Here is an 11,937-nt window from a genome sequence, read left to right on the forward strand (position 1 = left end):
CAAATTCTCCCCGGGTCGCGTTACCAGTGCGGAAAAGAGTCGGATTCCTGACTCAGGGCTGGCCTCTCGGGGATCGATCAGGGTAGGGATCGGGGCAGTCACCGAGGTCGTCGGGGTGGTCGGCGCGGACCGTGGAGACATGACTTCGACGAGCACCCCTCACGCCCCGTACAAGCAGCTCCGCCGGCCGACCACCGACCGGATGGTGGCCGGCGTCGCCAGCGGTCTCGGCCGCTACTTCGCCGTCGACCCCACCCTGGTCCGGGTGTTGTTCGCGGTGGCGACCCTGGTCACCGGCGGTCTGGCCGCGCTGGCGTACCCGGTCATGTGGTTCCTGATGCCCGAGGAGCCGGCCGGCGCACCGGCCTGGCCGCACCCGACGGACCCGGCGGCGCAGCCGGCGACGACGGCTGCGACCACCTGGCCGCAGCCGACGGCCCCGACCACCGGACCCCAGCCGGGCGGGCCGACCACCTGGCCGCAGCGGGACGGTCCGACCGCCGGGCCTCAGCCGGGCGGGCCGGCGGTCGGGCCGCAGCCGCCGACGACCCCGCCGACGGCCGGCTGAGCCCGGCTCACTCCCACTCGATGGTGCCCGGCGGCTTGCTGGTCACGTCCAGGACCACCCGGTTGACCTCGGCGACCTCGTTGGTGATCCGGGTGGAGATCCGGGCCACCACCTCGTAGGGCAGCCGGGACCAGTCGGCGGTCATCGCGTCCTCGCTGGAGACCGGGCGCAGCACCACGGGATGCCCGTAGCTGCGCCCGTCACCCTGCACCCCGACGCTGCGCACGTCGGCCAGGAGCACCACCGGGAACTGCCAGACACCCCGGTCCAGGCCGGCGGCCGTCAGCTCCTCCCGGGCGATCAGGTCGGCGTGGCGCAGCAGGTCGAGGCGCTCGCGGTCGACCGCGCCGATGATCCGGATGGCCAGCCCCGGCCCCGGGAACGGGTGCCGCCACACCATCGCCTCGGGCAGACCCAGCTGGAGCCCGAGCGCCCGGACCTCGTCCTTGAACAGCGTGCGCAGCGGCTCGACCAGGGCGAACTTCAGATCCTCCGGCAGGCCGCCGACGTTGTGGTGGCTCTTGATGTTGGCGGTGCCGGTGCCGCCACCGGACTCGACCACGTCCGGGTAGAGGGTGCCCTGCACCAGGAACTCGACGTCGCCGTGGGCGGCGATCTCCCGGGCGGCGGCCTCGAAGACCCGGATGAACTCCCGGCCGATGATCTTCCGCTTCTGCTCCGGGTCGGTCACCCCGGCCAACGCGCCGAGGAACCGGTCGGCCGCGTCGACCACCTTCAGCTTGATGCCGGTGGCCGCCACGTAGTCCTTCTCCACCTGCTCGGCCTCACCGGCGCGCAGCAGGCCGTGGTCGACGAAGACGCAGGTGAGCTGGTCCCCCACCGCCTCGTGGACCAGCGCGGCGGCGACCGCCGAGTCCACCCCGCCGGACAGGCCGCAGATGACCTCCTTGTCGCCGACCTGGGCCCGGATCCGGGCCACCTGCTCGTCGATGATGTTCTGCGGGGTCCAGGTTGGCGCGATGCCGGCGATGTCGTAGAGGAAGCGGCGGAGCATCTCCTGCCCCTGCGCGGTGTGCCCCACCTCCGGGTGGAACTGCACACCGGCCCGCCGACCGGCCAGGTCCTCGAAGGCGGCGACCGGGGCCCCGGCCGACTCGGCGGTCACCGTGAACCCGGCGGGGGCCTCGGTCACCGCGTCACCGTGGCTCATCCAGACCGGCAGGTCCGCCGGCAGGTCCCGCAGCAGCACACCCGGGTCGAGCAGCCGGGGACGCAGCGGGGTGCCGCCGTACTCCCGGTTGCCGGTCCGGGCGACCGTGCCGCCGAGCGCCTGGGCCATCGCCTGGAAGCCGTAGCAGATGCCGAAGACCGGCACGCCCGCGTCGAACAGCCCGGCGTCGATCTGCGGGGCGTCCGGGGCGTAGACACTGGACGGGCCGCCGGACAGGATGATCGCGGCCGGGTCCTTCGCCAGCATCTCGACGACCGGCATGGAGTGCGGGACGATCTCCGAGTAGACCTTCGCCTCGCGCACCCGGCGCGCGATGAGCTGGGCGTACTGGGCTCCGAAGTCCACCACGAGGACTGGGCGAGGCGTGCTCATGTGCGCAAAGCCTACCGACAGTCACACCCGCCCCGGGCACGGGCCGCCCCCGGGCGTGCCGCACCCGGTCAGCGCGGCCCGTGACGCAGCGCGCCGGGGGCGTCCGCCGGGACCGCCGGGTGCCGCGGTGCCACCACACCCACCCGGGTGTACGCCGACCCGAGCGGCGGCCGTGGGTCCGGTTCGCCCTTGTTCGGCCAGTACGACATGGCCCGCTCCGCCTGCGCGGTGATCGTCAGCGACGGGTTCACCCCGAGGTTCGCCGAGACCGCTGCCCCGTCGACCACGTGCAGTCCCGGATGGCCGTGCACCCGGTGCCACGGGTCGATCACCCCGTCGGCCGGGCTGACCCCGATCACCGCACCGCCGAGGATGTGCGCGGTCATCGGGATGTCGAACGGTTCGGTGAGCGCCCCGCCGGGGGTGCCGCCGATCTCCTCGGCGAGCAGTCGGGCGGCCCGGTTGCCGGCCGGGATCCAGGTCGGGTTCGGGGTGCCGTGCCCCGGCCCGGAGACCAGCCGCCGCTGGCCCAGCCACCCCCGCCGCCAGCGGGTGGTCAGCGAGTTGTCGACCGACTGCATCACCAACGCGATGACCGTCCGCTCGGACCAGTGCCGCACCGAGAGCATCCGGACGGCCTGCCCCGGATGCCGGGCCAGGCCGACCAGCCAACGCCGGAGCCGGTGCGGGCCACCGTCGACCAGCAGCGACTGGAGCAGCCCCATCGCGTTGGCGCCCCGGCCGTAGCGGACCGGCTCGACGTGGGTCTGCGGGTCGGGGTGGAACGAGCTGGTGATCGCCACCCCGTCGGTGAAGTCCAGCCCCCGCAGCCGGGCCTGCCGCCGGCCGACCGACGCGCCGAGGATCGCCTCCGAGTTGGTGCGGGTCAGCTCGCCGAGGCGGTCCGACAGGCGGGGCAGCACACCGGTCTGCTTCATCTCGTGCAGCAGCCGTTGGGTGCCGAGCGCACCGGCCGCGAAGACCACCTGGTCGGCCCGGAACACCTGGCGACGGCGGCGCAGCCAGGCGCCGGTCCGTACGGTGTGCACCCGGTAGCCGCCGTCGGCGGCCGGCTGGACGGCGGTGACCGTCGTCAGCGGGTGGACCCGCGCGCCGAGCCGTTCGGCCAGCCACAGGTAGTTCTTGACCAGGGTGTTCTTGGCACCGTGCCGGCAGCCGGTCATGCACGAACCGCAGTGCGTGCAGCCGGTGCGCTCCGGGCCGGCCCCGCCGAAGTACGGGTCCGCCACGCGTCGACCGGGGTGGCCGAGGTGCACCCCCACCGGGGTGGGCCCGAAGGTGTGCCCCACCCCCATCCGCTCGGCCACCGCCCGCATCGCCCGGTCCGCGCCGGTGTGCCGGGGGTACGTGGTGACCCCGAGCATCCGGGCGGCCTGGTCGTAGTGGGGGGCGAGTTCGGCCCGCCAGTCGGTGACGTCGCGCCACTGCGGGTCGGTGTAGAAGGCGTCCGGCGGCTGGTAGAGGGTGTTCGCGTAGACCAGGGAGCCGCCGCCCACCCCGGCGCCGGAGAGCACCAGCACACCGCCGCCGTGCTTCCGGTCGGCCGGGCGGAGCAGGGTGAGCCGTTGCAGCCCGTAGCAGCCGAGCCGGGGTGCCCAGAGGAACCGGCGCAGCCGCCAGGAGGTCTGCGGGAACTCGTCGTCGGCGAACCGCCGGCCCGCCTCCAGCACCCCGACGGTGTAGCCCTTCTCGGCCAGCCGCAGCGCGGTGACGCTGCCGCCGAAGCCGGAGCCGATGACGAGCACGTCGTACCGCATGAACGCATCATTACCGGCGGGTAGCCATCGCGCCAGTGCCGGATTTCGCGCGATCATGCTGACCGTCGCCGACCGCAACCCGGGGGGCCGGTCGACGCGTTGTGCAGACGGGGGTGGCGAGCGATGACTCAGGAAACCGGAACGGGACGCCCACGATGGGTGTGGGGGCTGGCCGCCCTGGTCGGTGTCGTACTGGTGGCGGTGGTCGCCCTGGTGGTGACCCGGCAGGTCCGCGACGACGGGCCACGGCGTACGGCGGGGCCGGTCGCCACGACCGCCAGCCCCACACCGAGCCCCACCCCCAGCCCGACCCCGCCCCCCGGCGCGGCCATCACCGGCCCGCTCAACCTGCTGCTGGTCGGGGTGGACACCCGGGTCAGCGTGCCCGGCTGGGAACCGCACGGCGACTCGGTGCTGATCCTGCACGTGCCGGCCGGGCTGGACCGGGCGTACCTCTTCTCGCTCCCCCGCGACCTGGTGGTCGACATCCCGGCGTTCCCCAAGTCGGGCTACCAGGGCGGCCGGACCAAGCTCACCCATGCCATGAGCTACGGCAGCCGGGTGCCGGGCAAGCCCAAGAACCCGAGCGCCGCCCAGGGGTACGAGCTGCTGCGCAGCACCGTCGCCGGGTACACCGGGCTGCGCTTCGACGCCGGTGCGGTGATCACCTTCAACGGCTTCGACCGGCTGGTCGACACCCTCGGCGGGGTGGACCTCTACGTCGACCAGCGGGTCCCCTCCCTGCATCGCCGACCGGACGGCAAGTACCGCGACCCGGCCCCCGGTGGGGGCGGCTACACCGGCCCGCAGATGGTCTACGAGAAGGGCGAGCGGCACCTCAACGGCTGGCAGGCGCTGGACTACGCCCGGCAGCGGTACATCACCGGCGGCGACTACGCCCGGCAGCGGCACCAGCAGCAACTCCTCCGGGCGCTGGCCGCCAAGATCCTCAGCGAGAACCTGGCCCGGGAACCCGACCGGGTGGACCAGGTGGTGGCGGCGCTCGGCGACACCCTGGTCTATGCCGGCGGCCCGCGCATCGTCGACCTGGCGTACGCGCTGGGTGGGATGAGCGCCGACCGGATCACCCTGGTCGGGCTGCCCGGCGACGGGGTGGGCAAGGGCAGCAGCTACCGGGGTGAGCAGCTCACCAGCGTCGGCAAGGGCTTCCTGCCCGCGCTCAAGGCCGGCAAGGCCGAAACCTACCTCGACGCCCACCCCGAGCTGCGGGTGAAGAACTGACCTGGTGCGGGTCGGGCGGGCCGACCCGGCCGCAGCCGGTCAGCGGCGGGTGGGGGTCGCGGGGCGTTCGGTGCCGTACAGCCAGGTGACGAAGAGGTCGTCGAGCTGCTGCCCGCTGACCCGCTCGGCGGTCGCCACGAACTCGACGGTGGTGGCGTTGCCGTTGCGCTTCTCCGCCGCCCAGGTCTTCAGTAGCCGGAAGAACGCCTCGTCGCCGATCGTCACCCGCAACGCGTGCACGGTCATCCCGCCCCGCTGGTAGACCGACTCGCTGAACAGGTTGGTCACCCCGGGCGCGGCCGGCGGCACCCGCCAGACCTGGTCGTCGGACGCGGCGTACTGCTGCTCGAAGGCGGCCTGTGCGGTCTCCCGGCCCTGGTGTTCGGCCCAGAGCCACTCGGCGTACGTGGCGAGCCCCTCGTTGAGCCAGATGTCCTCCCAGCGGGCCACCGAGACGCTGTCGCCGAACCACTGGTGGGCGATCTCGTGGGCGACCACCCCGGTGTTCTCGCCGGTGCGGAAGAAGTTGGCCGAGTAGACCGGCCGGCTCTGCGTCTCCAACGCGTACCTGATCCGGGGCTCGTCGACCACCACCCCGCCGTACGCCCCGAACGGGTACGGCCCGAAGACGGTCTCCAGGTAGTCGGCGACCGCCAGGGTGCCGGCGATCGACTCGTCGGCGGCACCCCGGGGCAGACTGGCGGCGACCGCGCTGAACACCGGCCGGCCCCGGTGTTCGCCGGTGCTGGTGCGGTACTTCCCGATCACCACCGTGCTCAGGTAACTCGCCATCGGGGTCGCCTCGGACCAGCGCCAGGTGGTCCAGCCACCCGCCGCCGGGCGTTGCCCCTGCGGCACCCCGTTGGCGACCGCGACCAGCCCCTTGGGCACGGTGATCTCGAAGTCGTAGGCAGCCTTGTCGGAAGGGTGGTCGTTGACCGGGAACCAGCTGCTCGCCGACTCGGGCTGGCCGAGCGCGATCGCCCCGTCGGCGGTGTGCAGCCAGCCCCCCTCGCCGATCGTCTCGTTGGGCAGCGGCACCGGCTGCCCGTCGTAGCCGACCTCGACGGTGAACGCCGCCCCGGACCGGACCGGCGTGGCCGGAGTGACCACCAGCTCGGCTCCCTCGCGGGCGTGCCGGGCCGGGGTGCCGTCCACGGTGACCCGACGGACCGTCAGGCCGGCCAGGTCGAGGTGGAACAGGGGCAGGTCGGCGGTGGCCCTGGCCCGCACGGTGGTGGTGCCGCGCAACTCGTCGCCGGCGGGGTCGTAGCGGACCTTCAGGGTGTACCGCTCGACGTCGTAACCGCTGTTGCCGGCGGTCGGGAAGTAGGGGTCGCCGACGCCGGCCGGGCCGGGGGTCACGCTCGGGGTCGCACCGGGGGTCGGGGCGGACCGGGACTCCCGGGGTTTCGGGCCGGCAGTGCAGCCGGCCAGGGCGAGCGCCACGGTCACCAGCAGCGCGAGGCCGCGCCGGTTCCGGCTCATGGCCACCTTCGTCCCCCGTTCGCCGCCCCGCCGTGCGCGCAGCCTACCGAGCGGGCCGACCCCGTGTGCGCCGAACGACGGACCGACGGCAGGGCGGGTCGGCGGCCCCACGGCAGGGCCGAACGGCAGACCCGGGCAGGACCGGCCGGCGGGGTCGAACGGCGGCCCCGACGGCGAGACGGGCCGCGACGGCCGGCCCACACCGGGGCCGGCCGGCCGTCGTGCCTGGCGGGTCAGCGGTCGAGGACCAGGCCGACCTTCTGGAACTCCTTGAGGTCGCGGTAGCCGCACTTGGCCATCGCCCGACGCAGCCCGCCGAAGAGGTTGAGCTGGCCGTCCGGCTCGTCGGCCGGGCCGAAGAGCAGCCGCTCCATCGAGCCGAGCGGCTCACCTGCCACCTCGAAGGCACCGCGCGGCAGCGACGGGTGGCTGGCCGCCGAGTGCCACCACGCCCCGCCGGCCGGGGCCTCCTCGCACAGCGACAGCGGCTCACCGAGCATCACCGCGTCCGCGCCGCAGCCGAGCGCCTTGGCGATGTCGCCGGAGGTCTGCATGTCACCGTCGGCGATGAGGTGCACGTAGCGTCCACCGGTCTCGTCGAGGTAGTCGCGGCGGGCCGCGGCGGCGTCGGCGATCGCGGTGGCCATCGGCACCCGGATGCCGAGCACCGACTCGCTGGTCGACCAGTCGTCGCCGCCGATGCCGACGATCACCCCGGCCGCACCGGTACGCATCAGGTGCAGCGCCGTCTTGTAGTCGGTGCAACCGCCCACGACCACCGGAAGGTCGAGGTCGGCGATGAACTCCTTGAGGTTCAGCGGCTCGTCGGTGGTCGAGACGTGCTCGGCCGAGACGATGGTGCCCTGGATGACCAGGATGTCGACGCCCGCGTCCAGGATCACCGGGGCCAACGCCAGGGTGTGCTGCGGGGAGACCCGGACGGCCACCGTGCTGCCACCGGCCCGCAGCTCACGGACCCGCTCGGCGATCAGGTCGGGGCGGATCGGCTCGGCGTAGACCTCCTGGAGCCGCTTGGTGGCCCGGGCGTCCTCCCCCAGACCGGCCAGCTCCTCCAGGACCTTGGCCGGGTTCTCGTACCGGGTCCACAGGCCCTCGACGTTGAGCACGCCCAGGCCGCCGAGCTGACCGAGCCGGACCGCCGAGGCGGGGCTCATGGTGGCGTCCGACGGGTGGCCGACACAGGGGATGTCGAACTGGTAGGCGTCGAGCTGCCAGCCGGTGGAGACGTCGTCGACGTCCCTGGTCCGGCGGCTGGGCACGATGGCGATGTCGTCCAGGTGGTAACCGCGCTGCGCGGTCTTGCCCAGCCCGATCTCGACCACGTCACGCATGAGGGACTCCAGGTGGTTGGGGTGGTGGGTCAGCGGGTGTGGTAGTTGGGGGCTTCGACGGTCATCTGGATGTCGTGCGGGTGGCTCTCCTTGAGCCCGGCCGCGGTGATCCGGATGAGCTGGCCCCGGTGGTGCAGGTCGGGGATGTTCTCCGCACCGGCGTACCCCATCGCCAGCCGCAGCCCACCGACCAACTGGTGGGCCACCCGGGACAGCGGCCCCCGGTAGGGCACCTGACCCTCCACGCCCTCCGGGACCAGCTTGTCGTCGCTGAGCACGTCCTGCTGGAAGTAGCGGTCCTTGCTGTACGACTTGGCCTGGCCCCGGGACTGCATCGCGCCCAGTGACCCCATCCCCCGGTACGCCTTGAACTGCTTGCCGTTGACGAAGATCAGCTCGCCGGGGCTCTCCTCACAGCCGGCCAGCAGGCTGCCGAGCATCACCGAGTCGGCACCGGCCACCAGGGCCTTGGCGATGTCGCCGGAATACTGGATGCCACCGTCGCCGATCACCGGGACGCCGGCCGGACGGGCGGCGCGGGCCGCCTCCATGATCGCGGTCACCTGCGGCACGCCGACCCCGGCGACGATCCGGGTGGTGCAGATGGCCCCCGGGCCGACACCCACCTTGACGCCGTCGGCACCGGCGTCGACCAGGGCCTTCGCCCCGGCGTACGTGGCCACGTTGCCGCCCACGATGTCGATCGTGACGTCGGCCTTGAGCCGGCGGACCATGTCCAGCACGGCCCGCTGGTGACCGTGCGCGGTGTCCACGATCAGCACGTCGACGCCCGCGTCGACCAGGGTGCGGGCCCGCTTGTAGGCGTCCTCGCCGACCCCGATGGCGGCGGCGACCCGCAGCCGGCCGGCGTCGTCCTTGGTGGCCTCCGGGTACTGCTCGCTCTTGGTGAAGTCCTTCACGGTGATCAGGCCGCGCAGCCGCCCCGACTCGTCCACGATCGGCAGCTTCTCGACCTTGTGCTGGCGCAGCAGCGCCAGCGCGTCGTCCTTGCTCACCCCGACCGGGGCGGTGACCAGCGGCGTCCGGGTCATGATCGCGTGGACCGGGGTGGCCGGGTCGGAGACGAAGCGCATGTCCCGGTTGGTGACGATGCCGACCAGCTGACCGTCGCCGTCGACCACCGGGACGCCGGAGATGCGGTAGCGACCGCACAGCTCGTCGACCTCGCGCAGGGTGTCCTCGGGGCTGGCCGTCACCGGGTTGGTGATCATGCCGGACTCGGAGCGCTTGACCAGGTCGACCTGGAGCGCCTGGTCCTCCAGGGACAGATTGCGGTGCAGCACGCCGATGCCGCCCTGCCGGGCCATGGCGATCGCCATCCGGGCCTCGGTGACGGTGTCCATCGCGCTGGACAGCAGCGGGATGGTCAACTCGACGTTGCGGGTGAGCCGGGTGCGGGTGTTCACCCGACTGGGCACCACGTCCGACTCGCCCGGCTGGAGCAGCACGTCGTCGAAGGTCAGCCCGAGCGGCACCACCCGCGCCGACCCGGCGGGCAGCTCCGGCAGGTGGCCGCCCCACTCGCCGCTGTCGACGCCGGCCGGAAGATCGGTGCTGGGCGAATTCTCCACGATTGCTCCCCTGAGCTGCTCGGACGGGATTCAGCGAGGCGGCGCGCGCGGCACCGGCGCACGCCGGGGTGACGGCGAGTCGTCTCATCGTACCCACTGAGCTGGGCGGCCCTCGTCGGCGACCGGCCGGCGTCGGCGAGGCCACAGCGACCGCCGGGGGGCGCGTGCGGCGAGGGTTGGGTCTACGGTGAGGGGGTGCACGACGAGCCCATCGACCCGTTCAACGGCGACCCGGCCGATCCGGCTGCGGGGCTGGACGATCCGGGCGACGACGCCCCGCTCGACCCGCTGACCGAGGTCGAGCGGCAGGACGTGCTGGAAGACCTCGCCGACCTGGAGATCTACCAGGCCCTGCTGGCCCCGATCGGCGTGCGCGGGTTGGTCATCGAGTGCGAGGACTGCCGCGAGCCGCACTACTTCGACTGGGACCTGCTCCGGGGCAACCTGCGGCACCTGCTCAGCTCGGGCCGCCCCCGGGTGCACGAGCCGGCCTACGACCCCGACCCGGACCACTACGTCACCTGGGACTACGCCCGTGGCTACGCCGACGGGGTGCACGACACCCTGACCGAGTCCACCGGCGACGACGACCCCGACCCGGACGACTGACCGGCACGACAGACGCCCAGGCACCCAGGCCGGCACTCTGACGACCAGGCCGGTACGACGCCCAGGCGACACGACGGTCTGACGACCAGGCCGATGCAGCGCTCAGGCGACCAGGCCGGCGCGGAAGCCGGCGGCCACCGCGTGCGCCCGGTCCCGGGCACCGAGCTTGCGGAACAGCCGTCGGGCATGGGTCTTGACGGTGTCCTCCGAGACGAACAACTCCCGGCCGATCTCCGCGTTGCTCTTACCCTCGGCCATGCCGAGCAGCACCTGGAGTTCACGCTCGGTCAGCCCGACCGAGGTCCGCCCGCCGCGCGCGCCGGGGGCCGGCCGGGATACCCCACCGGCCGGGCCCGCCTCGACCGGGCCGGTCTCCGGTTCCTCGTCGACCTCGTCGTCACCACGCTGCACGGGCACCACCGACGGCGCTCCGGGCGGCCCCTCGGCCGCCGCCTGCGACCAGCCCGCCGTCGGCGTACGGCCGGTGGTGGGTCGGGGTGGTGCACCGACCGCCGCGGTATCCCGGGCGGGGTCGGCGACCCGGTGCCGGGCGGGCCGGCCGGGTGCGGAGAGCAGCAGCAGTGCCTTGGCCACCGCGCTGGTCAGGTCGTGGTCGGCACCCTGGATCAGGCCGCGCGCCCCGGCGCTGATGGTGGCCGCTGCGGCCTCCGACTCCTCGACGCCGAGCAGCAGCACCGCGGCATGCGGTGCGCGGGCCAGCACCCGGCGGACGAAACCGGCGCTGTCCGGCCGGGTGAGCGCCGTGTCGGCGAGCACCACGTCGACCGGGCGTTCGGCGAGGCGCAGCATCACCTCGGGATCGGAGACGGCCGTCCGGACGACCGCGGCCAGGCCGAGTCGCGACGCCGCATTGGTCAACTGCTGCGCGGCGGCCGGTGTCCGGACGCATACGAGAACGGTACGCACGGTGGTCTCCTCTCCGGACACGAGCAGACCATGACGGGGTCCACCGGGGAGGAGGTTCCGGGCAATCCTCCGAACTTTTCCGACATTTGGGTCATAGGCCGCAGCCGGCTCGGGTTTTCGATCTCATCACGTGTGAGTCGACGCGGGTTCGGGTACCGATGCTCCAGGCCGGAAGGCGGTACGCAGCGCGGACCACAGCCCGGACACCGGTTCAACGAGGATCTCCGCGGTGCCGCGCGGGAGGAGGGGTGCTGATGTCGAACGTACGCAGACTGCCCGGACCCATCGTCGACCTGTGGGACTGGCAGCGTCTCGGTGCCTGCCGGGGCCGCGACAGCGCCCAGTTCTTCCACCCGGACGGCGAGCGCGGTTCTTCGCGGCTGCGCCGGGAGTCCGGCGCCAAGTCCGTCTGCCAGGCCTGCCCGGTACGCGCCGAGTGCGCGGCGCACGCCCTGGCGGTCCGCGAACCGTACGGCGTCTGGGGTGGGCTCAGCGAGTCGGAGCGGCTGCGGCTGCTCGCCCTCGGCTGGGAGGACCTGGCCGACCGCCGGCAGACCCGGGTGGACATCGCCCGGATGGAGGCCCGCCTCGGCGCTCCGCACAAGACCGCCGTACCGGCCCAGCACAAGATCGCCTGACCGACCCCACACCTCGACGAGGCCGCACTCCGATCTCCGGAGCGCGGCCTCGTCGTTTCCCCGGCCCCTGGTCCCGACGCCGGGCCGGGCCGGCCGACATGCACGAAGAGCGGGGCGGGCCCGGCATCGCCGGACCCGCCCCCTCATTCCACCCGATCCCGCTCCGAGCCGTCCTACGG

Annotated in this window: 10 protein-coding genes; 4 read left to right on the top strand and 6 right to left on the bottom strand. The window is 73.3% G+C overall.

What is annotated here, in order from left to right:
* The first annotated feature begins 139 nt into the window (after window positions 1-139).
* Window positions 140-568, top strand: coding sequence for a PspC domain-containing protein (locus AB0K25_RS07180; protein WP_357535231.1), 429 nt, complete (start codon window positions 140-142; stop codon window positions 566-568).
* A 7-nt stretch (window positions 569-575) separates the two neighbouring features.
* Here AB0K25_RS07180 and guaA read toward each other — a convergent pair whose 3' ends face one another.
* Together guaA and AB0K25_RS07190 are read right to left on the bottom strand one after the other, a co-directional pair.
* Window positions 576-2,132: a glutamine-hydrolyzing GMP synthase gene (gene guaA, locus AB0K25_RS07185; protein WP_219464686.1), complete on the bottom strand. Its 1,557-nt coding sequence runs from the start codon at window positions 2,130-2,132 to the stop codon at window positions 576-578.
* Between the two features lie 68 nt (window positions 2,133-2,200).
* Window positions 2,201-3,910, bottom strand: coding sequence for a GMC family oxidoreductase (locus tag AB0K25_RS07190; RefSeq protein WP_363819014.1), 1,710 nt, complete (start codon window positions 3,908-3,910; stop codon window positions 2,201-2,203).
* 123 nt (window positions 3,911-4,033) lie between these two features.
* Here AB0K25_RS07190 and AB0K25_RS07195 point away from each other — a divergent pair, with 123 nt between their 5' ends.
* Window positions 4,034-5,152 (top strand): LCP family protein, encoded by a 1,119-nt coding sequence (locus AB0K25_RS07195; protein ID WP_357535236.1) that lies wholly within the window; start codon window positions 4,034-4,036, stop codon window positions 5,150-5,152.
* A gap of 39 nt (window positions 5,153-5,191) precedes the next feature.
* Here AB0K25_RS07195 and AB0K25_RS07200 read toward each other — a convergent pair whose 3' ends face one another.
* From AB0K25_RS07200 to guaB, 3 genes are all read right to left on the bottom strand, one after another.
* Window positions 5,192-6,640: a M1 family metallopeptidase gene (locus AB0K25_RS07200; protein ID WP_357535238.1), complete on the bottom strand. Its 1,449-nt coding sequence runs from the start codon at window positions 6,638-6,640 to the stop codon at window positions 5,192-5,194.
* A 233-nt stretch (window positions 6,641-6,873) separates the two neighbouring features.
* Window positions 6,874-7,992: a GuaB3 family IMP dehydrogenase-related protein gene (locus AB0K25_RS07205; RefSeq protein ID WP_208567960.1), complete on the bottom strand. Its 1,119-nt coding sequence runs from the start codon at window positions 7,990-7,992 to the stop codon at window positions 6,874-6,876.
* 29 nt (window positions 7,993-8,021) lie between these two features.
* Entirely contained in the window at window positions 8,022-9,584 is a 1,563-nt protein-coding gene (guaB, locus tag AB0K25_RS07210; RefSeq protein WP_219464692.1) for an IMP dehydrogenase, read from the bottom strand.
* 195 nt (window positions 9,585-9,779) lie between these two features.
* Here guaB and AB0K25_RS07215 point away from each other — a divergent pair, with 195 nt between their 5' ends.
* Complete coding sequence (locus tag AB0K25_RS07215) at window positions 9,780-10,193, top strand: DUF5319 domain-containing protein (RefSeq protein ID WP_208567958.1); 414 nt, start codon at window positions 9,780-9,782, stop codon at window positions 10,191-10,193.
* 102 nt (window positions 10,194-10,295) lie between these two features.
* Here AB0K25_RS07215 and AB0K25_RS07220 read toward each other — a convergent pair whose 3' ends face one another.
* Entirely contained in the window at window positions 10,296-11,120 is an 825-nt protein-coding gene (locus AB0K25_RS07220; protein ID WP_357535240.1) for a helix-turn-helix transcriptional regulator, read from the bottom strand.
* 254 nt (window positions 11,121-11,374) lie between these two features.
* Here AB0K25_RS07220 and AB0K25_RS07225 point away from each other — a divergent pair, with 254 nt between their 5' ends.
* Window positions 11,375-11,758, top strand: a complete 384-nt coding sequence (locus tag AB0K25_RS07225; protein ID WP_208567956.1) for a WhiB family transcriptional regulator — start codon at window positions 11,375-11,377, stop codon at window positions 11,756-11,758.
* The last annotated feature ends 179 nt before the right edge of the window (window positions 11,759-11,937 follow it).

This window comes from Micromonospora sp. NPDC049257, assembly GCF_040678915.1.
Taxonomy (GTDB): Bacteria; Actinomycetota; Actinomycetes; order Mycobacteriales; family Micromonosporaceae; genus Micromonospora; species Micromonospora antibiotica.